Origin of the sequence: Pseudomonas asiatica (genome assembly GCF_040214835.1) — a bacterium.
GTDB classification, from domain to species: domain Bacteria; phylum Pseudomonadota; class Gammaproteobacteria; order Pseudomonadales; family Pseudomonadaceae; genus Aquipseudomonas; species Aquipseudomonas putida_Z.
The window spans coordinates 1818982-1843683 of sequence record NZ_CP157874.1 but is presented as its reverse complement, the minus strand read 5'-3'; the positions used below and the strand labels follow the sequence as shown (position 1 = coordinate 1843683).

Below are 24702 nucleotides of genomic sequence, written 5' to 3'. Positions count from 1 at the left end.
GTTCTCCTGAGTTCTGACTTCAGATCGATCAACCCAATTAGCGGTTGAGATAAGGAGAGATTGACGCAGAGGCCAGATCAGAACAAGCCCCTATGAAGAGAGTTCCCACTTCATTCCAGTAGAAGCTCATATGGATTCAGCGTACCCGCCATAGCTGATCGATCCGAGTCGTGTAGGAACGACTCATCATCTCTCGACGCATCCCCCAATCGGGGGTACGGGGGACGCTGGCCGAACGCATCGTTCCCCGGCCGTACTTCCCATTTATCTCGTCCAGCACCGACATCAGTCGGTCGCATGCCACCGGCTGCGTGACCGCGAACATGTCATCGGTGAACTCGCCCGGCTGCCGTAGATCCATCAACAGCACCTCGGCTTTGCTGAATCGATACCTTGGCCGGTAGACCTGCTCCACCGCCTCGGTGGCCGCCCTGGTGAGCAGCAACGTATCGTTGGTGGGATACGGCAGCTCCACCAGCACGCCCTTGGCGTACTTGGCTTCGTCCGGGTTGAACATGCCCGTGCGGATGCTTACTCGCATACGCTTGCACACAGATCCCTGCGCCCGGAGTTTCTCGGCCGCTCGGCCGGCATAGCTGGCCACCGCCTGCTTGATCGTCGCCAATTCAGTCAGGCGCTTGCCAAACATACGGCTGCAGCAAATCTCTTGCTTGGGCGGGGCAGTCTCCTCGAGGTCAAGGCACGGTGTGCCGGCAAGCTCCCGGGCTGTCTTCTCAACGACAACGCTGAACTTTTGGCGCAGCGTCCACGGGTCCGTCTTGGTCAAGTCCATCGCGGTGCGAATGCCCATCGCCTCAAGGTGCACCGTCATCCGCCTGCCGATCCCCCAGACTTCCTTGACTTCGGTGTTGCGCAACACCCAGTCCCGCTTGAACGGGTCGCAAATATCAACCACGCCTCCGGTCTGCGCCTGCAGGCGCTTCGCGGTATGGTTGGCCAGTTTTGCGAGTGTCTTGGTAGGGGCAATACCTACCCCTACTGGGATGCCGGTGCACTTGAGCACCTTGGCCCGCACCTGGCGGCCGAACTCGGTGAGACTGCCCTGAACCCCAGTCAGATCGGCAAAGCACTCATCGATCGAATACACCTCCGCCGCCGGAACCATTGATTCAATCAGCGACATTACGCGCTCGCTCATGTCGCCGTAGAGCGCATAGTTTGATGAAAAGGCCACAATGCCGTGCCGCTGCAGCGTGTCCTTGCATTGAAAGTAAGGCTCACCCATTTTGACGAACGGCTTCGCGTCGTACGACCTGGCGATCACGCAGCCGTCGTTGTTGCTCAGGACCACGATGGGGGTCTTGGCCAGATCCGGCCGGAACACACGCTCACAGCTCGCATAGAACGAGTTGTTCCGGGGCTTGCTAAAGGTTAGGAATGAAATAGGCTTATAAACAATGATTTAAGAAAGATCTAAAAACAGCTTTAGAAGGAAATGGGGATAGGTCAGAGACGGAGGGAGGTTGATGGAGCTTGTGTGGGCTACCGAGGACTTGGTGATTGCCGGTCGTCCTTATCCAGGCTTTCCGATCCTGCTTTGGGACACGATGGACAGTTGCGTCCCGGCCAATGAATTCTTTCGCCACTACCTGTTGCGTGGCGCTATTGGGTCACGAAAGTCATGGCCAAGCACAGGGCGTGCGCTGTATGACTTTTTTAGTTTCCTCCAAGTGCATGAACTTGACTGGCGCGACGTGGAACGTGGCGAGGCCAAGAGTGTCGTAGGGGCCTACCGGGACTACTCCCTGGTGGATTGCAAGTTGGCTTCATCAACAACACGTCAACGGCTGCACTATGTGTGCAAGTTCTACGAGTATGCACAGCAGCAGGGATGGGTGAGCAGACTGCCGTTTGGCTATGAGGAACGAACGGTCAAACGCGTCCTCGGCTTCCTTGCCCACGTTGATGCCGGCGGCGCCAAAGCAATGGTGAACGACGTCATGCCGCGCAAGCATCGGGCGCTTCCGAAGTTTCTAAGCATGGATGAGATCAAGGCATTGCTGGCGACGCAGGAAAATCCGCATCACCGCATGATGATTCGGCTCGGCCTTCAGACGGGACTGCGCCGGGAGGAAATCGCCTCTTTCCCGCTTGCCTACATCTTCGATCCGGATAAAGCCGGTAGGCGCGAGCGCAACATCCGGATTCGCCTCGATCCACACGATGGTCATGGCATGCGCACCAAGGGCAGCAAACCACGCGACATCTACATCAGTCGCCGCTTCCTCGCTGATTTGCATCGTTATGTAGTGCAGGTTCGCGGTGAGCGGGCATCATTGAGCCGCACCAAACATGAGACGCTGTTCCTGAACCAGTTTGGTGAGCCCTACTCTGATGATGGCAAGCGCGTCGCACGTATCGTCCGGGAAACCGGCAAGCGAGCCGGTATCAGGGTCCATACCCACATGCTACGACACACCTACGCCACCCATACCCTAGTCACGCTCCAGCGAAACCGCGCTGGGGCGGATCCGCTGGTGTTCGTGCAGCGGCAGCTTGGCCATAGCTCCATTCAGACGACGATGGTTTATCTGCACTTGGTCAACGAACTGGCCGACGACGCGGTGCTGGCCTACGACGATGAATTGAATGAAGGGCTGGAGCGGTCTAATGGGCAAACGCAAGGTATTCAATAGGACCGACCTCAGCGTCCCACATGTCGAGCACAGCCGCGATGCGGCGGGTCATGTTGTCGTTCTCCCGGAGGCGATTCCGCCGGCCACTACTGTAGTGGCCTTCGAGCGCAATGCCACTCGCTCCCGGGGCATCGACTTCGCCCCTTGGTACGGCACGGGCATTGATCCGATCACTTATGCCTGCCAGCGGCAGATCGAACGCTTCCTGGCCCGGCAGGACGGCGGGCTCGAGGCCAGTTCCGTGGCGAGTATCTGTAAAGGTGGTTTACGTCACTTTCTAAACTACATTGCACTGCGCGCAACCGCGCTCGGGCGCGGGCTGACCCTGGACGATATTAATCGCGCTGTAATTGACGGCTTTCTTGGCCACCTCGCTGGACTGGGCATCAGCACCCTTAGCCAGAGGGGCCACTACACCAGCGCGAAGTCCGTCCTTCATGCGTTGGGCCAGCGTAGCCTTATTTCGTTAGTCTCCACGGGGGACGATGCGACTTTCCCACGAAATCCGTTTCCAAACAGTGGCAAGCATAAGGGCGAAACGCCGCTGCCGAAGCGTCAGCGGCAGGCGTTCACCACCGCACTCAGGCAAGCGGTCATGCCGATCTGGCACGACGATATCCCAGTAACTGGCGAATTGTTGGCTTATGCCCTGCTGACTGTAGCACTGCACACCGGGCGAAACTCCACGCCGCTGCTGGAGATGGAGCGCAATTGCCTGCGCGCCCATCCCAAGGACAACAGCGTATTCCTGGTCCTTTGGAAGCGCCGCGGCCACACCAGCCACAAGGTGGCGCTGCGCGCCGAGAACACGACTGCACATCTGTTGGAATCCACGCCAACCGTCAAGACCAATGTCGAGCGCCTGATACGACGCATCCTTGCCCACAGCGAGCCGCTGTGCGCGGAGGCCCCAGACGAACTCAAGGATCGCGTGTGGCTGTATCGCGTGCATCGCGGCCCAGGCCCCGGCCGGGTCATTGCACTGACTGACGGGACGTTGAAACTGGCGATCAAAAAACTCGTGGCCGACCACGGGCTTACCGATATCGACGGCCAACCGCTGCGCATCAACATCTCTCGCCTCCGCAAAACGTTCGCCAACCGAATTTTCGAGTTACTAGGGGGCGACCTGGTGACTACGGCCATCGCGCTTGGCAACACGCCACAGGTGGCCGGGCGAAATTATTTGGCACCTAGCGGGGACGCGAGGCGCAACTGGAAATTTATGGGCGAGATACTTGTTCAAGAATTACTGACCCGCACCATCGGCGCGACCTACCAGACCACCCCGATGGGGCGCTGCGGCGACCCGATGAATGGCCAGTACGCACCGAAACGTGAAGGGGCAGCGTGTTTTTCGTTCCTCAACTGTCTGCGCTGCAAGCATTACGCAGTGACGGAGGAAGATCTGCACCGCCTATTCAGCTTCTACTTCCGTGTATTCACGGAGCGCACACGCATAGACAAGCGGCGTTGGACACAGGAATACGCGCACATTCCTCGATTGATTGACGACTACATTGTAGCTGAGGGGCTGCGGCGCGGGACTTTCAAGCCGGCGGCCGTCGAAGCCGCCCGCGAGCGTGCGCGCCGCGAGCCGCACCCGTTCTGGTCGTCCGATGTGGTGGAAAAGCTGGAGATCTTTGCATGAGCGGCAATAACCTAGTCACGCTATCTTGGGCGAACATCGAGTCCCAGCCGGGGGAAATATGCGACCTACCCAAGAGCGATCGCGACGCACTCATCGTGAGCGCCATCCAGGTCGAGGGGCACTGGGTCATCCTCAGCCGCTACGGCGACGATATTTGGCAGCTGGACGGCTTTACCAGCAACGTGCCAGACAACTTGCGGCGCCAGGACTTCAGCCGCGTGCCCCGTGCGTTTAAGGACGTGATGAAGGCTCTGCTGTACCGCTACCTGCGGCGCGGTCGCGCGGGGCAGAAGCGCCCCAAAGCGAGCACTTTGCGAAATTTTTTTGAGAATGCGCTGCCCTTCCTACGGTTTCTAAACGCGCTCAAGCTCAATCACTTCGGCGCGGTGACACCCATGGTCTGCGCGAACTACGTTGCCGAGTGTCGGGCGTACAAGCAGACGAGCCGGAACCAGGGTAAGCCGCTGTCTCAGAGCGCCCTTGAGCGCCGCTTCATGGCAGTCGAGGCGCTTCATGAATTGAGCCAGTACACCCACGATCCGATCCCTCTGCATCCCTGGCCTGATACTTCCGCGAATGCGCTGGCCGGCAGCGGCACGGCTCGTAAACAGGGTGGCAAAACACCGCTGATGCCGGATGAGGTGTTCTGCGCCCTGTTCGAGAGAGCCTATCAACAGGTTCAGCACGGCAAGGCGCTACTCGATTTACGCGATGCCCTCAATGCCGTCGCAGCACAACGGAGAAGGCAGGTTACCAGAACAGTCATAGAGGCTAAAAACCGCCACCTCGCCACTTTGGGCTGGGATGGCGGCTTGGGGGCATTTAATCAGGCGATCCTTGATCTACGGACTGCCTGCTACATCGTGCTGGCCAGCACCTCCGGTTGCCGCAACCACGAACTGGCCAACATCCAGTCGGGCGCGCACCGCTGCACAGAGGACGACGAGGGAACGATCTATCACTGGATGCGCTCCAGGTCGGATAAGACCGACACTGGGGTACACGACTGGATGATCCCCGAAGTCGCCGTGCGCGTGTTGCGCATGATGGAGCGTTGGGCCGAGCCGTATCAGGCTATGATCGCCGCCGAGATTGCCGAGCGACGAAGGGTCAATCTGCGCGACCCAGAAATCGCCACGGCGCATAAGCATCACCATGCACTCTTTCTCGGGGTGTGCCCTGCAAAGGGCAATTTAGTTCGCACCCTGTCGGGCATTACATGGAACCATGCCCTCAAAGCGTTCGTGCAGGGCTGTGGGGTGGACTGGAACCTCGCCAGCCATCAATTCCGCCGCAAATTCGCCAACTACGCGGCGCACAGCCAATTCGGCGACTTGCGCTACATGCGCGAGCACTTCGCACACTGGTCCATGGACATGACGCTGGGCTACTCCATGGACGAGGACTGGGGTCAGCACCTCGACATCGAGTTGTACAGCGACATCCAGGCAGAACTCGAAGACATCAAGTTCGGCGTCGTTGACACCTGGATGGAGGACGAACCGCTGGCCGGAGGCTACGGTCGCTCGATCAAGCGCTGGCGGCGCGATCCGGCGAACCTCGCCATCTTCGAGAGTCATGCATCGATGGTGACCTCAATTTCCGAGAGCACCGCGATCCGCAGCAATGGCCACGCCTGGTGCACCGCCAGCGACGACCGTTGCATCGGCAACACATTAGAGCGGACTCGCTGCGGCGACTGCCACAACGCAGTAATTGGGCGCAGCCACATTGGCGTATACCAGCGTCTCTACGACAACCTGAAGGGATTGCTGGATTGTAACGACATTGGGGACGGTGGCCGCCAGCGCATCGTGCGCGACCTGCAGCGTTGCCGTGACGTGCTCGTGCAGCTTGGATACGCCCCGGAGATGAACCTAGCATGACGACCAAACGCAAGCCCTCGGACGCTCGTGAGCGGGATTTGCAACTCGCGCTCGCCCGCATCCAGCGTGGCCGGGCACATACCGGAGAATCCAAGGTCACTATCGCCTCTGTGGCGCGCGAGGCGGGCGTTTCGACGGCGCTGATTCACAACCACTACCCCATAATCGCTGAGGCGATCCGCGATGCTCAAGGGCGTTCCAGTCGCGCCCAACGCGACGTGAAACACCAAGATCTCTGTGCGGAGCGTGAGAAGAATCGCGCGCTTCGCCGGGAGATAGAGGGACTGCGCGCCAAGGTAGCCAGCCTTGCCTCCATCAACGAGGTTTTGCTAGCCGAGAACCGACTTCTACAGGCGAAGCAGAGCGACTCCAAGGTGATCGACCTGCCCCCGTGCATATTCTGACGTAACCCCGATAGCAGTCATTCTCTAAACCCGCTACTGATAATGCTCCCATAGCACCGCCATTTATGCGCTTTCCGACGATCCAGATTGAGTAGTTGCACAGCCTTTGCCCAGCCATTAGCACTCGATCTGACCAGTCATTTGCATCGAATCTGACCGGCATGCTTCATGATCCTAAACTGGCAGGGAACGACCTGGTGCTTCCAGTTCGGGCAGAAATCGGCCAAAAGCAGTCGATCATCATCGCTAGCTAGGATCTCTACCCAGCTTGAGGTTGCTCTGGTAGTTACCTAAAGCAACCTTACGCGCTGCGTTCAATGCCAACGGATCGGGTGATCTTTGCCTCACGCATAGGCTTGGACGAACAGTTCCACTGCGGCGCTAACGCGCGATTCGTTCACCGCCATAAGGTTGTTGCAATCGATGCTTCCGACCGCCAGCAGAAGAAACTGGATGGAGGCCTGCCTGGGATCGTTGCAGCGTCTGGACTGGGACAAAGCCCTTTCAAGATAGGCCTGGTAGGGGCGATGGCGTTGGCGCCAGCGCTTCTGCGGAATTCGGTTGGATCGCAGCAGTATATGAGTGAGAGCATGAAAGGCCGGATGCGTGCTTTGCTGTAGCAGTTCACCTGCGGCTTCCTGCAGACAGGCGCGCAACCCGCCCGTTGCCTGACACGGCAGCTTCGGCTCCGGCAGCTCCTCCAACCAGTGATCGATGACGGCTCGGAACAGCTGCTCCTTGTCGCCGAAGTGCGCATACAGGGTGGCCTTAGTCACCCCGGCGGAGTCGGCAATGGCTTGCATGTTCGCCAGGTCGTAGCCGAATGCGGTGAACACATCGCTCGCCGCCCCCAGTATCTCGCGCCGACGTTTATCACGGCGCCTGTCCTTCTGCGTGAGGTGGCTCATGCTCAAGACTCCCAGCGGCGAAACAACAGGCTGGCGTTGACGCCGCCGAAGCCGAAACCGTTCGACAGCGCATGACGGATCGTCATGTGCCGGGCATTCAGGGCGACCAGGTCTAGCCCCTCAGCCGCTTCGTCGGGATGGATGAGATTGAGCGTGGGCGGGACGACCTGATCGCGTAGCGCCAGGACGGTAAAGATGGCCTCGACGCCACCGGCGGCACCCAGTAGGTGGCCGGTACTGGACTTGGTCGAGGTGATCGCCACGCCCGATTCGCTGCCGAACACCGAGCGGATGGCGGCCAGTTCGCCGCGGTCGCCCACCGGCGTGGAGGTCGCATGGGCGTTGATGTGCTGCACCTCGCTTGGCGCGATATCGGCCTGGCGTAACGCCTGCTGCATGGCCCGGCGGGCGCCGTCGCCGTCCTCCGGGCCGGCGGTCAGGTGATAGGCATCGGCGCTGGTGCCGTAGCCGACCAGTTCCGCCAGCGGCTGGGCGCCGCGGGCCAGGGCATGCTCCAGCGATTCGATCACCAGCAGGCCGGCGCCCTCGGCCATGACGAAGCCATCCCGGTCGCGGTCGAACGGGCGCGATGCTTCCCGAGGCCGGTCGTTGAATCCGCTGGACAGGGCACGCGCCGCCGCGAAGCTGCCGAGCGTGACGCGATGGATCGCGGCTTCGGTTCCGCCGCATACGGCGATATCCGCTTCGCCACTGCGGATCAGCCGGGCCGCATCGCCGATGGCTTGCGCGCCGGCCGCGCAGGCAGTCACCGGAGCCCCGAGCGGGCCGCTGAAGCCATGGCGGATGGAAACCTGCCCGGCGGCCATGTTGCCCAGAAAGGAAGGTGCGGTGAATGGCGACAGTCGTCGCGGGCCGCGTTCGTCCGTGGTGCGAACCGCCTCGGCGATGGCACCGAAGCCGCCGACACCGGAGGCAATGATGGTCGCAGTTCGTTGTCGCTGCGCTTCGTCTGTCGGCTGCCAGCCAGCCTGTGCCAGGGCTTCATCGGCGGCGACCAGGGCGAACTCGATAAAGCGATCCATCTTCTTGCGCTCCTTGGTGGCGATGGTTCGCTCAGGGTCAAAACCCGCATGCGGATCGTCCTCCACGGTAGGGACCCGGCCACCCACCGCGCAGCCAGTACCTTCGCTCAACTTGGCGGGCAACGCTCGAATGCCCGACTGCCCTGCCAGCAGGCGTGACCAGACAGTCTCGGTGCCGCAGCCCAGGGGGCTGACCACACCTGTGCCGGTCACCACGATTCGAACTGCATTGCGGACACTCATAATCTCACCTCGCTTGTCACAGGGTCGGCGCCTCGCAACGCGCACCGCCCGGTTGCTTTCTAGTCGCTTATACGCTCGGTTCCGGCCATGCGCACTTCGCCGTCAAGCCGTCGGCACGTCGAAGACGAAACAGGTAGTGGTCGCATGGGCATAGAGCTTGCCTGTCTCGTCTTCGACACGGGCCTCGGCCGTGGCGATCTGCCGCCCGCCGTGGATCAGCGTGCCGACCGCCCGTAACGGGCCGATCTTGTGGGAGGCAGATCGCACGATGTTGATGCTGAGTTCGGCCGTGGTGTAGGAGCGTCCGGCCGGCAGCGTGGTTTGCACTGCGCAGCCCAGGGCTGAGTCCAGCAATGTGGCGAGCCAGCCGCCGTGCACCGTGCCCAGCGGGTTGTAGTGTTGCGGCAGCGGGATGCCCTGGAACACGGCACGGCCGTTTTCCACCGCCAACAACGTCATGTTCATGGTCTCGTTCATGGGTGGGTACGGCAGCTCGCCGGACATCATGGCTTCGAGAATTTCGCGGCCGCTCTTGCCGGCGAGTTGTTCCATCCGGGCGAGCCCCGGCTTGCCGCCGCCTTCGCGCATGCGCTGCATTGCGTCCGACTGCTGGCTTGTCCAGACAAAGGATTTCTGCTCGATGTCCATAGATCTCTCCGACAGGGCAGGTACAGATTTTTTACCTGGTAGTTTCTCGGCTTGCGTCCGAGTCATTGGGTTTGACGAGGGTTGCTGGCCGCGTGTTGACGGGCAGGCACAAGGCTGCGGTCAACAGCGCCAAGCCGACATGGCACAGGTAAACGGCATCGAAGTCGACGCGTTGCAAACCGGCACTGCCGAGCAGCAGCACGGTGAGGACGACGCCCATGACGGAACCAATTTGCCGGATTGCCTGGTTGATAGCGCCGCCCACGGCGTATTGGTTCGCAGGTAAGCGGCTGACCGCAGCTCCCGACAGCGACGGCATTACCATGCCCACACCAATCCCACTGAGCAGCATGCCCGGCAGCCACTGCGTCAGGTACGCCGGCTCGGCTCCCGGTACCAGCAAAAACCACAGTCCACTGGCCGCGTAGACCAGACAGCCCGCCAGCAGCAGTGGGCGGTGGCCATGCCTACTCGCGAGCCGACCGGACAGAGCGGCGACCGGAGTCACCAGCAGTGGACCAGGTGTAATTGCCAGGCCTGCCAGTGGCAGCGAGTAGTGCCAAATCGAGTTCATGTAGAAGAAGAAAGCGAAAAACATCATCGAAAACGCGATGCTGAAACTCAAGCTTGCGAGGTTGACGTAGCGGTAAGTAGGGTTGCGAAACAAGCTCAAATCCACCAGCGGCGCGCTGGCGACCCGTGCCCAGACGACAAATCCGACGATGCCCATTAGGCCGATACCTGCAACGCTCAGCAGTTCATGGCGTGACCAGGCAGGCGACTCCGATTGCACGATGGACAGCGCCAGGGCACCGATGCCGATAATCAGCAGGCCCATGCCCAGCAGATCCAGTGGACGGGGCCTGGCTTGCTGGGTTGCTTCCGTCAATAGCGTTGCGCCGCGCCACAGTGCAAGCAGGCCCACAGGCAGGTTCAGGTAGAACGCCCACTGCCAGCCGACCGATGCGATCACGAACGACCCCAGGCTGGGCCCCACCGCCGCGGCCAGGCCACCGACGGCCCCCCATAGGCTGACCGCCACGGCGCGCTGGCTTTGCGGGAACGCCGCCAGTACGAGTGAGAGCGATGCGGGTGTCAGCAGTGCAGCGCCGATAGCCTGCAGTACTCTTGCCGCGACGAGCCATCCCACGTTGTTTGCCAAACCACAGGCGGTAGATGCCGCCAGGAACAGCGCAACGCCGCCGAGAAACACCTTTTTTCGCCCATGCTTGTCGGCCAAGCCACCGGACGGGATCAGCATCGCGGCATAGACCATAGTGTAAGCATTGAGCACCCAGGAGAGATCCGCCGGAGTTGCCAGAGGAAAACCTTCTCGCAAGGAACCGAAGGCCGCGAACAGCATGGTGCCGTCCATCGACACCAGAAACACCGCCAAACTGACCACCCCAAATACCCGCCAAGGTGAGGCGGTGCTGGTATGCGTGCTCGGCGCTGCCTGTGCCTTATTGGCAGGAGAGGGCATGATGGTCTGGCTGTCGGGGGCGTTCATGGAGTCTCTCGCTTAATACATGCGTGTCTGTTCAAATGCGATGTGACGCCCGGACGGGATGTCAGGCGAGGCCAAAGGTTTTCCTCAGGCCCTTCGCGACTGGGCCGGTCGGCATGAAACGGCGCAGCTTGCTCAGCAGGGCGGCCTCGCCCTTGGGCGTATGGCGCATTCTCCAGGCCCCCAAGGCGGCCTCGACCATGGTCGAAGCGACCCCCTCGGGCTGCGGCGCCTTCTGGACATTCCTTTGTATGGCCTGGGCAACGACGCCGCGCTCGCTGTCGTAGGCCGCGATCCTGGAAGCCGCCTGGGGCGCATTGAGGTCCAGGTTGGTCTTGGTGAAGGACGGCTCGACCAGGGCGACACGAATGCCGAACTTGCGCACCTCGTGATCCAGGGTCTCGGACAGCCCTTCCACGGCATGCTTGGAGGCCGAGTAAAGCCCCATGTACGGCGCCGGCAGGAAACCCAGCACCGAGCTGACGTTGACGATGCGCCCGGCGCCTTGCTCGCGCATATGCGGCAGTACTGCCTGGGTGGTACGCAGGATGCCGAACAGGTTGGTGTCGAACAGCGCCTGGGCTTCAGCAATCGAAGTCTCCTCCGTCGCGCCGAGCAGGGTCATCCCCGCGCTGTTGACCAGCACGTCGATGCGCCTGGCCTGGGCGATGATGTGCTGAACGCTCTGCCTGATCGACGCCTCGTCACGGATATCCATCTCGACTAGCTCGACGCCGGTTATGGGCTGTGCCGTTGCAGTGTTGCGCACGCTGCCGAATACCCGGCAACCGCGCTGGGCAAAGCGCTCCGCGGCGGCGCGGCCGATACCCGATGACACGCCGGTAACAAGCACAACTTTTGAGTTCGCCATGGTGGTTTCTCTCGTTCAGGGAAGTTTAAGGTCTGCCATCTGCCGCACTGGGGGCGCCCTGTCCACGCCGGCCAGGCTGCCATCGTTGCCGTTGCCGGGCCTGATCTTGAACCAGATCGAATACATGGCCGGCAGGAACACCAGGGTCAGCACGGTGCCGGCGAAGGTGCCGCCGATCAGGGTGTAGGCGAGCGTTCCCCAGAACACCGAGTGGGTCAGCGGGATGAAGGCCAGAATCGCCGCCAGTGCGGTGAGGATCACCGGCCGGGCGCGTTGTACGGTAGCCTCGACCACCGCGCGGAACGGGTCCAGGCCTGCCTGCTCGTTGTGGCGGATCTGCCCGATCAGGATCAGCGTGTTGCGCATCAGGATGCCCGACAGCGCGATCAGCCCGACCAGTGCGTTGATGCCAAATGGCTGCTGGAACAGAATCAGCGTGGGCACCACCCCGATCAGCCCCAATGGGCTGGTCAGAAACACCATGACCATCGCCGAGATCGAGCGCACCTGCAGAATGATGATGATCAGCGTGACGGCCAGCATGATTGGGAACAGCGGCAGCATCGCCTTGCTCGCTTTGCCCGACTCCTCGATGGAGCCCGCCTGCTCGATACGGTAGCCGCTCGGCAGCTGCTCGATCAGGGGCTGCAATTGTCGGCTAATGGCCGTCGACACATCCGGCGGCTGCAGACCCTCGGCGATATCGCCGCGTACGGTGATAGTCGGCATACGGTCGCGCCAGCGCATAATCGGCTCTTCCATACGCACCTCCACCTCGCCGACCTGCGACAGTGGGATACGCTGCCCGTTGGCACCTGCCAGGGTAAATTCCATAACCTTGGTCGGATCGAAACGAATATCGCCAGCCGCACGTGCCATCACCTGTACTGTGCGAATGTCCTCGCGCACGGCGGTGATGGGTACACCGCTGAGCAAAAACTGCAGTTGCTGGGCCACGGCGCTGGAGGTCAGTCCCACGGCCTGCAGGCGATCCTGTTGCAGGCTGAAGTGCAGCGTCGGCACGCGCGTGCCCCAGTCGGTATTGACCGTGCGCATCATCGGGCTGGCGTCCATCACCTGCTGTACCGCCGCCGCGATTTCGCGCAGCTTGTCCGGGTTGGGGCCGGTGACCCGATAGGCAACGGGGAACGGCGAGTACGGGCCGAACACCAGCTGGGTGACGCGCACCCGCGCCTCGCTGGCCAGACCCTCGGCAATCACCTGGCGCAGCCGATGCTTCAATGCTTCGCGCTCGTCCTGATTGTCGGTACGGATAACTATCTTGGCGAACGACGGATCCGGTAGCTCCGGCCCCATAGCCATGAAGAAGCGTGGCGCGCCCTGGCCGATGTAGGCCGTGACAATTTTGGCCTCTTCCTGCTGGGCCAGCCAGGCTTCGACCTTCTCCGTGGCGGCGCTGGTCTGGGCGATCGAGGTGCCGTAGGGCATCTGTACCTCGACCAGCACCTCGGGTCGGTCGGAGATCGGGAAAAACTGCTTCTTCACCAACCCCATGCCGAGTATCGCCGTGACGAAAAGGCCGATCACCGAACCGGCAACCAGCCACTTGCGTGCGATTACGCGGCCCAGCAGACGACGAAAACGGTTGTAGCGCGGGGTATCGTAGATGGCTTCATGCCCACCCTCGATCTTTTTGATCTCGGGCAGCAGCTTGACGCCGAAATAGGGCGTGAAGATCACCGCAACCAGCCACGAGGCGATCAGCGCGATGCCGACGATCCAGAACATGTTGCTGGTGTATTCGCCGGCCGTAGAGCGGGCAAAACCGTTGGGCATAAAGCCCACAGCGGTGACCAGGGTTCCAGACAGCATCGGCGCCGCCGTATGGCTCCAGGCGTAGGCGGAGGCCTGGATCCGGCTGTAGCCCTCTTCCATTTTTACCACCATCATCTCGATGGCGATGATGGCGTCATCCACCAATAGGCCCAGGGCCAGGATCAGCGAGCCCAGAGTGATGCGGTCGAAGTTCTTGCCGGTCGCCGCCATCACCACGAAGACCATCGCCAGCGTCAGCGGCACGGCCACCGCGACCACCACGCCCACCCGCCAGCCCATGCTGATAAAGCTCACCAGCATGACCACTAGCAGCGCGACGAAGAACTTGATCATGAACTCGTCGACCGAAGCGCTGATATTGACGGCCTGGTCGGTGACCTTGCTCAGGCTCATGCCCAGCGGCAGCTCGGCGTTGATTGCACTCACTTCGTCGTTCAGGGCTTTGCCCAGGTCGAGACCGTTCCAGCCTTCGCGCATGACGATGCCCAGCAGCAAAGCCGGTTCACCACCGTTGCGAATCAGGAAGGTCGCCGGGTCCTCATAGCCGCGCCTGACCGTGGCGACGTCCGACAGCTTCAGGGTACGCCCCTGGGCCACCACCGGCGTGTCGCGAACCTTCTGCAGCTCATCGAAGGCGCCGTCCAGGCGCAGGAACACCTGCGGCCCCTTGGTCTCCACGGAACCGGCCGGCGTCAGGGCATTCTGCGCATTGAGCGCGGCGAATACCTCCTGCGGACCGATCCCTAGCGTTGCCAGGCGCTCATGGGAGAACTCAACGAAAATGCGTTCGGCCTGCTCTCCGATGATGTTGACCTTCTTCACTCCCGGCACGTGCAGCAGCCGCTGACGCAGCGCCTCCGCGTCGCGCACCAGCAGGCGCTGCGGCTCGCCCTTGGCCTTGAGCGCTAACAGGGCGAAGGTGACGTCCGAGTATTCGTCGTTGACCAGCGGCCCGATCACGCCGGACGGCAACGTCTTCGCCTCGTCGCTGATCTTCTTGCGGGCTTGGTAGAACTCCTCCGGCACTTGCGAGGGAGGCGTGGTATCGAGCAGCGACAGGGTGGTGAAAGCCAGGCCGGGTCTCGTGTAGGTTTCGCTACGGTCGTACCAGCGCAGCTCCTGCAGGCGCTTTTCGATTTTCTCGGCGACCTGGTCCTGCATTTCCTGGGCCGTGGCACCGGGCCAGGCGGTGACTATGGTCATCACCTTGACCGTAAAGGCCGGATCCTCTGCCCGCCCCAGCTTGAAGAAGGCGAGTAGCCCCGCCAGCGAGATCAGACAGACCAGGAACAGGGTGATGGAGTGCTCGCGCACGGCAAGCGCCGAGAGGTTGAACCGACCGTCGCTCATGGGCGGCCTCCTTCGGCCACCGCAACAGCTGGCTGACCGTCGACCCGAACGTGCTGACCTTCACGCAGCAGGTGTGCCCCGAGCGCGACGATCTGCTCGCCTTGCTTGAGCTGGCCAGTGATGCGGGCATGCTCGTCGTCCAGGTGCAGCACAGTGACCGGCTGCCAGGCTACCTGAGCGGGCTCTCCCCGGATGACCCACACACCCGGCCCCTTGCCCGCGTCGTACAAGGCGCCGATCGGTACCTGCAGGTTGAATTGCTGATCGGCCTGCCCGTTCGCTACCTGCACGGTGATGGTGGTACCCAGGGGCGCTCTGGCGAGTTCGCCTTCCAGCACATAGCGCGCCTCGAAGGTGCGGGTCAGGCGGTCGGCGACATCCGAGAGTTGGCGCAGATGGGTCGCAACGCTGATGTTGTCTTTGCCGAAGAGTGTGGCCTGGGCGACAGAGCCGACCGCAGGGCGCAGGGTTTCCGGTAGCTGGATAACGGCTTCCCGAGGCCCGGCATGCGCCACTCGCACCACGGGCTGGCCGGCACTGACGACCTGACCGGGCTCGACCAGCGTCTCCATGACAATGCCATCGGCATCGGCCAACAGCTCGGCGTAGCGTGTCGCATTACCGGCGACTTCCGCCTGGGCCTCGGCCGCGCTGAGCTGGGCCCGCGCCGCATCCGCCGCAGCCTTGTACTGGTCGTAGGCCGATGCCGATACCGCACCGGTGCCGCGCAACGCGCGATAGCGGGCTTCATCGTCGATAGCCTGCTGCGCCCGCGCTCGCACCGCGGCGACCGCTTCGCGCTGCGCATGGGCGGCAAGCTTCAAGTCGACGGGGTCGAGGCGCAGCAGAACCTGGCCGCGCTTGACCGATTGTCCGGTATCCACCAGCCGCTCCAGCACCTTGCCGGCTACGCGAAAGCCCAGATCGCTTTGGACCCTGGCTGCGACGATGCCGGTGAATGAGCGCGGCGCGGGTGCCGCCGATTGAGCGAGGGCGACTCGCACCAAGGGCGCATCGGTACGTGGATCGGACGGCGCTTGTTCGCCGCAGGCGACTAGCGCAAGGGGCAATGCGCAGATGACGAGGGATGAGGTGAAGCGGCGCAAAAGCATGAGAGTCCCATTGGCGAGTGGGTTGGGACTCTCACTTTGAATCTAGTGACCAATTTAGTCAATAGTCACAATTGTCATGGCGACAGGCTACGCAGTATCAAGCTGGACAGCAGTTGTGGAGCCCCGTCGGTGTAGTCGAGGCCGTGCTGCAGGAGCAATGGATTGAGATAGGGGCGCATGACCAGATGGATCGCCATCGCGGCTTCATCGAGAGGGGTCTTGCGCTCGAAATCTCCGCTTTGCCGTCCCTCCTGCAGGATGTCTTGGATCAGCTGCTGGATGCGCTCCTCATAGGCGCGTACCGACGACCAGCGCTCGGTCGCCGCAGAAGCGGCGATTTCGTAGAGCTTACGGTCCTGGAAGAACAGCCGCAGGCTCGACTCGACCAGCGCCTTGAACATGCGCCGCAGCTTCTCCGGCGGGCGCTCGGCCTCATCGACGGCGGCCCTGACTTCGGCTTCGATCTGGCCCAGACAGTTCGAACAGATTGCCTCGCCGATGGCCTGCTTGGACTCGAAAAACTTGTAGATATAGGCTTTGGAAAAACCGATAGCCTTGGCCAGATCGGAGACCGTCGTCTTCTCGTAGCCATAGAGGCTGAAGTGTTCGGTAGCCGCGACCACGATCTGGTTGCGTACCTCGTGATCGACCGGACCACGGGATGCCGTTTTAGGGGAAGGTGTCTTGTTCATGGGCATAGCCTACAGGCCGATTCGGTGATAGACAATAAGTGACCAATATGTAATATGGTCACATATCTTCTCCGTCGCCTGCCCGGGAACAAACCATGCCACCCAAACGCCCGCTTGCCCTGCTCGTCCTCGCCAGCCTCTCGGCCGGCTGCACCGTCGGCCCCGACTACGCTCAACCGGACACGACGCTGCCGCAGCAGTACCAAGGCCAGGCGGCAGTCAATCGACGACAGGCCAGCACCAGTGCCGACCTTGCTGCCTGGTGGGCGGGGTTCGGCGACCCGCAACTGACCCACTTTGTGACCCTGGCGCTTGAGCAGAACCTCGATCTCACCCAAGCCACTGCCCGCGTGTCTCAGGCTCGTGCAGGATTAGAGGCCGCAAAAGCAGCATTAGTGCCATCCGGCTCTGTCGGCAGCCAAGCAGCCAGAGCCTACCAGTCGGTGGAGACGCCGTTGGGCCAGGTACTGAACTCGACACCTGACTTTGACCGCTACGGCAACACCTATGAAGCTAATCTAGGCGCCAGTTGGGAGCTGGATGTGTTCGGTGGACTGCGCCGTGAGCGCGAAGCGGCACTGGCCGATTACCAGGCTTCGAAGGCAGGCGCTGCCGCCACACGACTAGCAGTGGCGGCGCAGACCGCCGATATCTACATCATCATCCGCGGGCTACAAGCTCGCATCGCCGTTGCACGTCGGCAAGTAGATACGCAAGAAGAGCTGCTGGCGACCGTAAACCTGCTGCATGACCAGGGGCTGGCAGCCGAGTTGCAGGTGCATCAGGTCGAGGGCGCGCTTGCCCAGGTGCGGGCATCCGTCCCCTTGCTGGAAACGGGCCTGGACACGGCGATGAATACATTGGACGTGATACTGGGCTCAACGCCAGGCACGCACCGCGCAGAACTTGCCAAGGTGAAAGCCATTCCGCTCGCCCCGCAGATTGCAGCAGTGGGATCGCCGGGCGAACTGCTCAGACGCCGGCCCGACCTGATTGCGGCCGAACGCCGCCTGGTCGCTGCGAACGCACGGATCGGCGCCGCCATCGCCGAGTATTACCCCAAGCTCTCCCTGAGCGGGCTGATCGGCAGCGCGACCTCGATGTCGTCCGGCAACCTGTTCGGCAGCGGCGCTAGCCAGGCCTCCGGTGTGCTAGGCCTGCGTTGGCGGCTGTTCGACTTCGGCCGCATCGACGCGCAGATCGACCTAGCCAAGGGCCGGGAAGCCGAGAGCCTGGCGGCGTACCGACTGGCCGCCCTGCGTGCCACCGAAGACGTGGAAAATGCCTTCTCAGCCCTGGTCAAGCGTGAAGAGCAGGCGGGCCTGCTGGAGCAAGGTGTGGATTCGCTCGCCCGTGCACGACAGGCGTCCTTTGCCTCCTACCAGCAAGGCGTCGTCAGCCTGATCGAAGTTCTACAAGCGGATGAGAGCTTGCTGCGCGCCTCCGATACGAGAGCCCAGGCGCAAACCGAATCGGCCCGTGCCGCCGTCGCGGCGTTCAAGGCACTGGGTGGGGGTTGGTCTCCTCCTCCTACCGAGGTGGCATCTAGATAAAAACAAACGAGTTGCGGCCGCCCTGGCTTTGTTGGCTCAACAGCTGCAGTGCAAACCGCCCGGGCGCCCCCTTTAACAGGCGAGCCAATTTTCTCAGGAAGGCCATACCAAGAGGAGATAAGCATATGGGGCTGTCCACCCGCACCAAGGCTGAAGCTACGCGAGAAAGGATTGTCGAAACGGCATCAAGCCTGTTCCGCAAGCATGGCTACTCAGGTGTGAGCGTAGGCGACGTTATGGCTGCCGTGGGGCTGACTGTAGGAGGCTTTTACAAGCACTTTTCGTCGAAGGAGGCTTTGGCCGCGGAGGCCTGCGCCCGATCCTTTCTCAAGGAGCAGAAAACCTGGAGCACGGTCCTGGCAGGTAGCTCGCCAGATTCGACTCCAGCGCTGCGAAATCTGGCGCAGTGGTACCTCGCAGAAACCGCCAAGGAAACGACCTGTCCGATTGTTGGCCTCAATCATGATGCAGCCACTATCCATAACGATTTAATGGTCGAGGCTTATAAACAGGGTGCCAGGCTGCTGCTTGATACCTTACTGGAGGCTACGGCCGGCGAGACCTCGCTTGACCGTTCGCGAGATCAGGTGTTGCTCCTGTTTACCACACTCATAGGCGCAAAATTGCTTGGCAGGGCTGCTGGCAACGAGCCTTGGGTCGAGGAAATCCAGCGTATAGTGCTTAGCCAACTAAAGTAAATCCATCGTCCTCATTGCGGATTCCACGCTGACTCGGACACCGATTCCACGGCCCTCCGCAGAAGGGAGCCATTGCACTCGCTCACCCCGCAAGCTAGCCCATGCCCCTCAAAATGGGCATGAATGGTTTCTATGCCGCTTTCGGGGTCTTGCGTTACGTTGATCCTGCCTGTGAGTAGCCATCGTCGCCTGAAGGAAGCAGCATTTCGTGTGGTGCCATGCAGATCCTTGCCATTGGCTGGCTTCAGTAGAATGCGAAGCTCGAAAAATCTATAAATAGTTACAAACAGTAAGACATTGAATTACAGGAATAAAATCAATACTAACGGTTAGTAAGGGTCCGGATGAGTTGCAATCGATCAACGCGAACACCTGGTCACTGCGCATGGTCACGCACGCTATAGCGGACCACGCCCCAGATCACCAGGTCATCACCTTCCATAACATACCTCGGCGGATAGGCCGGGTTTTCAGACTGCAGGATCACCACACCATTACGCCGATACAGCCGCTTACACACCGGCTCTGTATTGATGGCCGCGATTACGATGTCACCGTGCTCGGCATCGCGACTACGGTCTACGATCAGTAAATCCCCGGAATAAATGCCGGCGCCCTGCATGCTATCGCCCTCAACCTGCACCAGGTACATATGCGGCGCCCGGAGATCAAATAGCTCGTCCAGGGAAATGTGCCGCTCGAGGTGATCCGCCGCCGGCGAAGGAAAGCCTGCAGGCACGCGGAACGAATACACCGGCAACTGCGTGGGGCCACCGATTGGCGCTCCTAGAAATGTGATGGACATGATGGACGGCTCGGCAAACTGTATAAACATACAGTTAACTGATAGATCACGCTGCGGTCAATGTCGGAGCAAGAGGATCCCGATAAACGTGAGAGGGTTGGTAGGTGCGGAAAGTAATCGTTCTACGAGGCAATGGATGTCTACCTCAAGCAGCTGGCCCTAGACCTGGTGATCAATGGATATGACCAATGAACGTATCAACCGCTATAACGTCGCGCAGTCACGCGGGTCAAGTTGATCCGGCAGAAGGCTGCAGGTCTGCGTATAGATCGAGTCCAGACGCATGCCCTGCACTCTTGGTAAACTAGCCGCCTGCCCTGGCAATCACCGATCTCCTGCCGCCGACTTTTGCTACGTCGCGCCCTCGGTTTGCTACAAACACCCTCGAAATTGCTGAATTTGGTACAAGACACGTTGAACGATATGACCACAAACCCAGGCTCTAACCCAGCAACCACGCGCCCTGAGCCTTCCCGTCGCTTCAGCGTTGCACCCATGATGGACTGGACAGACCGCCACTGTCGCTTCTTCCTGCGCCTGCTTTCCAAAAACACCCTGCTGTACACCGAAATGGTCACCACCGGTGCCCTGCTGCACAACGACGCCCACCGTTTCCTGCGCCACGACGTCTCCGAGCACCCGCTGGCCCTGCAACTGGGCGGCAGCGTGCCGGCCGACCTGGCTGCCTGTGCCCGGCTGGCCGAGGAGGCTGGCTACGATGAGGTCAACCTCAACGTCGGTTGCCCGAGTGACCGGGTGCAGAACAACATGATCGGCGCCTGCCTGATGGCCCACCCGGCGCTGGTGGCCGATTGCGTGAAAGCCATGCGTGACGCGGTGTCGACCCCGGTGACGGTCAAGCACCGCATCGGCATCAATGGCCGCGACAGCTACGCCGAGCTGTGCGACTTCGTCGGCAAGGTGCGCGAGGCAGGTTGCCGGAGCTTTACCGTACATGCGCGCATCGCGATCCTGGAAGGTTTATCGCCGAAGGAGAACCGTGAGATTCCGCCGCTGCGCTATGACGTGGCGGCGCAGTTGAAGGCGGACTTCCCGGACCTGGAGATCGTGCTCAACGGCGGGATCAAGACCCTGGACGAGTGCCAGGCACACCTTGAAACCTTCGATGGGGTGATGCTGGGGCGCGAGGCGTACCACAACCCTTACCTGTTGGCCGAGGTGGACCAGCAGCTGTTCGGCAGCGAGGCGGCAGTGGTCAGCCGCAGCGAGGCACTGGCGCAGTTGCGGCCTTATATCGTCGCGCACATGGAAAATGGTGGCGCGATGCACCACGTTACCCGGCATATCCTGGGGCTAGCCCAAGGGTTCAAGGGGGCGCGGCGCTTCCGTCAGCTGCTGTCGGCGGATATCCACAAGGCGGCGGAGCCGCTGGCGGTGTTCGACCAGGCGGTGGAGTTGTTGCAGGGGCGGTGATTCAGCAGGTGGGCCTCATCGCCAGCAAGCCATCCCCTGCAGGATGCTGCAGGGGTTCAGATATATGCAGATCCTGTGGGAGCGGGTTTACCCGCGAAGAAAACAACGCGGTACATGGCACCGGCTTCGCCGGTGTTCGCGGGTAAACCCGCTCCCACAGGGATGGCGCAAACCACCACATTTTGTGTAAGCCAGTTGTATCTCCAGCGGCCCTTGCAAGCAGATGCGGAACCTCGGGGCCGCTTGCGACTCGAATCCTCACCTTTCGCACCGCGCTTCGCGAGCCCTTGAGTGGCCGTCGGGGCTCGGGTAATGTCGAGTCATTGCACAGGACAGAGCACGCCCATGACCTCCAAGCTGGAACAACTCAAGCAGTTCACCACCGTGGTCGCCGACACCGGGGACCTGGACGCCATCACCCGCCTGAAACCGGTCGATGCCACCACCAACCCGTCGCTGCTGCTCAAGGCTGCGGCCATCCCGGGTTACGCCGATCTGCTCAAGCAGGTAAAGGCCGATGCAAAGGGTAATGTCGACCTGGCCTGCGACAAGTTCGCAGTGGCCGTGGGCTCGGGCATCCTCAAGGTCATCCCGGGGCGTATCTCCACCGAGGTCGATGCCCGCCTGTCGTTCGATGAACCCGCGCTGCTGGCCAAGGCGCGCAAGCTGATCGAGCTGTACGAAGCCGCTGGCATTGGCCGCGACCGCGTGCTGATCAAGCTGGCCTCCACCTGGGAAGGCATCCGCGCCGCCGAAAAGCTGGAGAAGGAAGGCATCCAGACCAACCTCACCCTGCTGTTCTCCTTCGCCCAGGCCCAGGCCTGCGCCGATGCCGGGGTGTTCCTGATTTCGCCGTTCGTGGGCCGTATCTACGACTGGTACAAGAAGAGCACCGGCAAGGAATACGTGGGCGCCGAAGACCCGGGCGTGCAGTCGGTCACTCGCATCTACAACTACTACAAGGCCAACGGCTACAACACGGTGGTCATGGGTGCCAGCTTCCGCAATATCGGCCAGATCGAGCAGCTGGCCGGCTGCGACCGCCTGACCATCAGCCCAGAGCTGCTGCAGCAGCTCAGCGATGACCAGGGCGACCTGCCACAGGTGCTGAAGCCGGGCAATGCCGGCGAGCCCAAGCAACAACTGAACGAAAGCCAGTTCCGCTGGGCCATGAACGAAGATGCCATGGGCACCGAGAAGCTGGCCGAGGGCATTCGCCAGTTCGCGCGGGACCAGGAGAAGCTGGAGAAGTTGATGGCTGAAAAGGCCTGATACATTTCGGGATTGCCTGACGGGCGGGAAGTGTTCAGCATTTTCCGCCCGTTTTGTTTTACCTGGCCTTAGATTTGTATTGAATTCCAGGGCGTCTTCGCGGGTAAACCCGCTCCCACAAGGATCCCCACAGGCCAGAAGTTGGCGCTGTACCTGTGGGAGCGGGTTTACCCGCGAAGAGGCCCGAGAAGCCACCTGAGCTGTCGATGACCTCCTCTACCCCATTGCCCCTCGTACTCGCCGGCCCGGTACTGCGCCGCCTGGAACCCCAGCGCCTGGCCATCTGGCTGGTCGCCACGCAACCGCTGCAACCCGAACTCATCTTCCCGGCAGGCGAGGCCCAGGTCGATTGCCAGGTGGTCGCGGTGGGCCAGCACGCCTTCATCCACCTGCTGGACATCCACTTCGCCCAGCCGCTGCCCTGCAACCAGCTGCTCGATTATGACCTGCTCATCAACGGCCAGGGCATCGCCGGTTGGGCGCCGCACCTGCTCTACCCCGGCGCCCGGCGCCCAAGCCTGGTGCTGCGCGATCGGCTCGACCACCTGCTGCACGGTTCCTGCCGCAAGCCGCATTTTCCGGCCGCCGATGGCCTGCTCTGCGCCGACCGCCTGCTGCAGGCCTGCGAAAGCCCCGCGGACCGCCCCGCCGTGCTGTTGATGACCGGCGACCAGGTCTATGCCGACGACGTCGCCGGCCCGATGCTGCGCGCCATCCACAGCCTGATTGCGCGCCTGGGCCTGTTCGACGAGCAACTGGAGGGCGCGGTGGTGCCCGACAGCCAGGCGCTGTACCAGCACCCGGCCTGCTATTACCACCGCGCCGACCTGCTGCCGGCGCAGGAACGCAACGAAACCCTGCGCGAGCGCTTTTTCGGCGGCAAGCGCAAGCCGATCTTCTCGTCCAGCAACGCCGACAACCATCTGGTGACCTTCGCCGAGGTCATGGCCATGTACCTGCTGGTGTGGTCACCGGTGCCCTGGCAGCTGGTGAACCTGGACATGCCCAACGGGCTCACCGCCCCGCGCCAGGCCCGTTACCGGCAGGAGCTGCCGCTGATCCAGGCGTTTGCCGACAACCTCGGCCAGGTAGCGCGAGTGATGGCCCACCTGCCGTGCCTGATGATCTTCGACGACCACGACATCACCGACGACTGGAACCTCTCGGCGCTGTGGGAAGAAACCGCCTACGGCCACCCCTTTTCGCGGCGGATCATCGGCAATGCCTTGCTCGGCTACCTGCTGTGCCAGGCCTGGGGTAACGACCCGCAGGGTTGCAAGCCCCTGGTCGGGCAATGCCAGGCGTTGAACAGCCAGACCCAGGATGAGCTGATCGGCGCACTGCTGCGCTTCCAGGGCTGGCAGTTCAGCCTGCCCACCAACCCACCCTTGCTGGTGCTGGACACCCGCACCCGCCGCTGGCGCAGCGAAAGCAGCCTGGCCAAGCCGTCCGGCCTGCTCGACTGGGAGGCGCTGAGCGAGTTGCAGCAAGCACTGCTGGACCACCCGTCGGCGATCATCGTGTCGCCTGCGCCGATTTTTGGCGTGAAGCTGATCGAGACAGTGCAGAAGCTATTCAGCTGGCTGGGCTACCCGCTGCTGGTGGATGCCGAGAACTGGATGGCCCATCGCGGTGCAGCGCAGGTCATCCTCAACATCTTCCGCCACTCGCGCACGCCGGGGCACTACGTGGTGCTGTCCGGCGATGTGCATTACTCGTTCGTCTATGAAGTGCTGATCCGCCACCGCCAGCGCAGCCCGCACTTGTGGCAGGTGACCAGCAGCGGGATCAAGAACGAATTCCCGCGGCGCCTGCTGGATGTGCTCGACCGGCTCAACCGCTGGCTGTATGCGCCACGCTCGCCGCTCAACTGGTTTACCAAGCGGCGGGAAATGGAGGTGGTGCCGCGTACACCCAGCCATAGCAAGGCTGGCGAGCGGTTGTGGAATGGCGCGGGGTTGGGACAGGTGTTCTTCGATGAACAGGGGCGGCCGGCGCGGGTGTATCAGCTGGATGCGGGTGGGGGTGAGGCTACCGAGTTTGCGCGGCGGGGGTGATCAGGCAGGTAATGCTTGTGTTGGCCTTGCCGGCCTCTTCGCGGGCACGCCCGCTCCCACAGGACCACCACAGGTTCCGAATGCAGCGCAGTACCTGTGGGAGCGGGCGCGCCC

19 protein-coding genes are annotated in these 24702 nt (G+C 61.9%); 9 read left to right on the top strand and 10 right to left on the bottom strand.

Annotation, left to right across the window (positions count from 1 at the left end; genetic code table 11):
* Positions 1–136: 136 nt before the first annotated feature.
* Positions 137–1405, bottom strand: coding sequence for a translesion error-prone DNA polymerase V subunit UmuC (umuC, locus tag ABNP31_RS08360; protein WP_085706072.1), 1269 nt, complete (start codon positions 1403–1405; stop codon positions 137–139).
* Between the two features lie 82 nt (positions 1406–1487).
* On the opposite strand from umuC, the gene ABNP31_RS08355 reads away from it, so the two are divergent.
* The 4 genes from ABNP31_RS08355 to ABNP31_RS08340 are packed head-to-tail and all read left to right on the top strand — an operon-like array spanning position 1488 to position 6598.
* Positions 1488–2657, top strand: coding sequence for a tyrosine-type recombinase/integrase (locus ABNP31_RS08355; RefSeq protein WP_350013187.1), 1170 nt, complete (start codon positions 1488–1490; stop codon positions 2655–2657).
* Positions 2632–4308 carry a hypothetical protein gene (locus ABNP31_RS08350; RefSeq protein WP_085706071.1) on the top strand — a complete coding sequence of 559 codons (1677 nt, stop codon included), beginning with the start codon at positions 2632–2634 and terminating at the stop codon, positions 4306–4308. Before ABNP31_RS08355 ends, ABNP31_RS08350 begins: the two co-directional genes overlap by 26 nt.
* Positions 4305–6194 (top strand): integrase, encoded by a 1890-nt coding sequence (locus ABNP31_RS08345; protein WP_085706070.1) that lies wholly within the window; start codon positions 4305–4307, stop codon positions 6192–6194. The genes ABNP31_RS08350 and ABNP31_RS08345 overlap by 4 nt, the downstream gene beginning before the upstream one ends.
* Positions 6191–6598: a TetR family transcriptional regulator gene (locus ABNP31_RS08340; RefSeq protein ID WP_085706069.1), complete on the top strand. Its 408-nt coding sequence runs from the start codon at positions 6191–6193 to the stop codon at positions 6596–6598. The genes ABNP31_RS08345 and ABNP31_RS08340 overlap by 4 nt, the downstream gene beginning before the upstream one ends.
* A gap of 344 nt (positions 6599–6942) precedes the next feature.
* On the opposite strand, the gene ABNP31_RS08335 is transcribed toward ABNP31_RS08340, so the two are convergent.
* From ABNP31_RS08335 to ABNP31_RS08300, 8 genes are all read right to left on the bottom strand, one after another.
* On the bottom strand, positions 6943–7506 hold the full coding sequence (locus ABNP31_RS08335; RefSeq protein WP_085706068.1) for a TetR/AcrR family transcriptional regulator: 564 nt from the start codon (positions 7504–7506) through the stop codon (positions 6943–6945).
* Positions 7507–7508: 2 nt separating this feature from the next.
* Entirely contained in the window at positions 7509–8792 is a 1284-nt protein-coding gene (fabF, locus tag ABNP31_RS08330; RefSeq protein WP_085706067.1) for a beta-ketoacyl-ACP synthase II, read from the bottom strand.
* Between the two features lie 102 nt (positions 8793–8894).
* Positions 8895–9440 carry a PaaI family thioesterase gene (locus ABNP31_RS08325; protein WP_085706066.1) on the bottom strand — a complete coding sequence of 182 codons (546 nt, stop codon included), beginning with the start codon at positions 9438–9440 and terminating at the stop codon, positions 8895–8897.
* Between the two features lie 31 nt (positions 9441–9471).
* Positions 9472–10950 carry an MFS transporter gene (locus tag ABNP31_RS08320; protein ID WP_350013186.1) on the bottom strand — a complete coding sequence of 493 codons (1479 nt, stop codon included), beginning with the start codon at positions 10948–10950 and terminating at the stop codon, positions 9472–9474.
* A 61-nt stretch (positions 10951–11011) separates the two neighbouring features.
* A complete protein-coding gene (locus ABNP31_RS08315; protein WP_350013185.1) occupies positions 11012–11818 on the bottom strand; it encodes an oxidoreductase in 807 nt (268 codons plus the stop codon).
* Between the two features lie 15 nt (positions 11819–11833).
* The gene (locus ABNP31_RS08310) at positions 11834–14965 is read right to left on the bottom strand and encodes an efflux RND transporter permease subunit (RefSeq protein WP_350013184.1); all 3132 of its coding nucleotides are present in this window, start codon (positions 14963–14965) and stop codon (positions 11834–11836) included.
* Positions 14962–16077 (bottom strand): efflux RND transporter periplasmic adaptor subunit, encoded by a 1116-nt coding sequence (locus tag ABNP31_RS08305; protein WP_085590658.1) that lies wholly within the window; start codon positions 16075–16077, stop codon positions 14962–14964. The genes ABNP31_RS08310 and ABNP31_RS08305 overlap by 4 nt, the downstream gene beginning before the upstream one ends.
* Before the next feature lie 74 nt (positions 16078–16151).
* On the bottom strand, positions 16152–16769 hold the full coding sequence (locus ABNP31_RS08300; RefSeq protein ID WP_350013183.1) for a TetR/AcrR family transcriptional regulator: 618 nt from the start codon (positions 16767–16769) through the stop codon (positions 16152–16154).
* A gap of 95 nt (positions 16770–16864) precedes the next feature.
* Between ABNP31_RS08300 and ABNP31_RS08295 the strand changes: the two genes are divergently transcribed.
* Together ABNP31_RS08295 and ABNP31_RS08290 are read left to right on the top strand one after the other, a co-directional pair.
* On the top strand, positions 16865–18322 hold the full coding sequence (locus tag ABNP31_RS08295) for a TolC family protein (protein WP_350013182.1): 1458 nt from the start codon (positions 16865–16867) through the stop codon (positions 18320–18322).
* 125 nt (positions 18323–18447) lie between these two features.
* Entirely contained in the window at positions 18448–19020 is a 573-nt protein-coding gene (locus ABNP31_RS08290) for a TetR/AcrR family transcriptional regulator (RefSeq protein ID WP_350013181.1), read from the top strand.
* A gap of 376 nt (positions 19021–19396) precedes the next feature.
* Here the strand turns inward: ABNP31_RS08290 and ABNP31_RS08285 are convergent, their stop codons facing one another.
* Entirely contained in the window at positions 19397–19825 is a 429-nt protein-coding gene (locus tag ABNP31_RS08285) for a LexA family protein (RefSeq protein ID WP_264209879.1), read from the bottom strand.
* Positions 19826–20248: 423 nt separating this feature from the next.
* Between ABNP31_RS08285 and dusA the strand changes: the two genes are divergently transcribed.
* The 3 genes from dusA (at position 20249) to ABNP31_RS08270 (ending at position 24588) form a co-directional block, all read left to right on the top strand.
* Complete coding sequence (gene dusA, locus ABNP31_RS08280) at positions 20249–21259, top strand: tRNA dihydrouridine(20/20a) synthase DusA (RefSeq protein ID WP_350013180.1); 1011 nt, start codon at positions 20249–20251, stop codon at positions 21257–21259.
* A 345-nt stretch (positions 21260–21604) separates the two neighbouring features.
* On the top strand, positions 21605–22531 hold the full coding sequence (tal, locus tag ABNP31_RS08275) for a transaldolase (RefSeq protein WP_025338341.1): 927 nt from the start codon (positions 21605–21607) through the stop codon (positions 22529–22531).
* Between the two features lie 206 nt (positions 22532–22737).
* Positions 22738–24588: an alkaline phosphatase D family protein gene (locus ABNP31_RS08270; protein WP_085665489.1), complete on the top strand. Its 1851-nt coding sequence runs from the start codon at positions 22738–22740 to the stop codon at positions 24586–24588.
* The last annotated feature ends 114 nt before the right edge of the window (positions 24589–24702 follow it).

Excerpts from the sequence above, each read along its gene's own strand:
- ABNP31_RS08310 (WP_350013184.1), bottom strand. The coding sequence starts at position 14,965 with ATGAGCGACGGTCGGTTCAACCTCTCGGCGCTTGCCGTGCGCGAGCAC.
- ABNP31_RS08300 (WP_350013183.1), bottom strand. The coding sequence starts at position 16,769 with ATGAACAAGACACCTTCCCCTAAAACGGCATCCCGTGGTCCGGTCGAT.
- ABNP31_RS08340 (WP_085706069.1), top strand. The coding sequence starts at position 6,191 with ATGACGACCAAACGCAAGCCCTCGGACGCTCGTGAGCGGGATTTGCAA.
- ABNP31_RS08285 (WP_264209879.1), bottom strand. The coding sequence starts at position 19,825 with ATGTCCATCACATTTCTAGGAGCGCCAATCGGTGGCCCCACGCAGTTG.
- ABNP31_RS08350 (WP_085706071.1), top strand. The coding sequence starts at position 2,632 with ATGGGCAAACGCAAGGTATTCAATAGGACCGACCTCAGCGTCCCACAT.
- ABNP31_RS08305 (WP_085590658.1), bottom strand. The coding sequence starts at position 16,077 with ATGCTTTTGCGCCGCTTCACCTCATCCCTCGTCATCTGCGCATTGCCC.
- ABNP31_RS08345 (WP_085706070.1), top strand. The coding sequence starts at position 4,305 with ATGAGCGGCAATAACCTAGTCACGCTATCTTGGGCGAACATCGAGTCC.
- ABNP31_RS08290 (WP_350013181.1), top strand. The coding sequence starts at position 18,448 with ATGGGGCTGTCCACCCGCACCAAGGCTGAAGCTACGCGAGAAAGGATT.
- ABNP31_RS08325 (WP_085706066.1), bottom strand. The coding sequence starts at position 9,440 with ATGGACATCGAGCAGAAATCCTTTGTCTGGACAAGCCAGCAGTCGGAC.
- ABNP31_RS08315 (WP_350013185.1), bottom strand. The coding sequence starts at position 11,818 with ATGGCGAACTCAAAAGTTGTGCTTGTTACCGGCGTGTCATCGGGTATC.
- dusA (WP_350013180.1), top strand. The coding sequence starts at position 20,249 with ATGACCACAAACCCAGGCTCTAACCCAGCAACCACGCGCCCTGAGCCT.
- tal (WP_025338341.1), top strand. The coding sequence starts at position 21,605 with ATGACCTCCAAGCTGGAACAACTCAAGCAGTTCACCACCGTGGTCGCC.
- ABNP31_RS08295 (WP_350013182.1), top strand. The coding sequence starts at position 16,865 with ATGCCACCCAAACGCCCGCTTGCCCTGCTCGTCCTCGCCAGCCTCTCG.
- ABNP31_RS08355 (WP_350013187.1), top strand. The coding sequence starts at position 1,488 with ATGGAGCTTGTGTGGGCTACCGAGGACTTGGTGATTGCCGGTCGTCCT.
- ABNP31_RS08335 (WP_085706068.1), bottom strand. The coding sequence starts at position 7,506 with ATGAGCCACCTCACGCAGAAGGACAGGCGCCGTGATAAACGTCGGCGC.
- ABNP31_RS08320 (WP_350013186.1), bottom strand. The coding sequence starts at position 10,950 with ATGAACGCCCCCGACAGCCAGACCATCATGCCCTCTCCTGCCAATAAG.
- fabF (WP_085706067.1), bottom strand. The coding sequence starts at position 8,792 with ATGAGTGTCCGCAATGCAGTTCGAATCGTGGTGACCGGCACAGGTGTG.
- ABNP31_RS08270 (WP_085665489.1), top strand. The coding sequence starts at position 22,738 with ATGACCTCCTCTACCCCATTGCCCCTCGTACTCGCCGGCCCGGTACTG.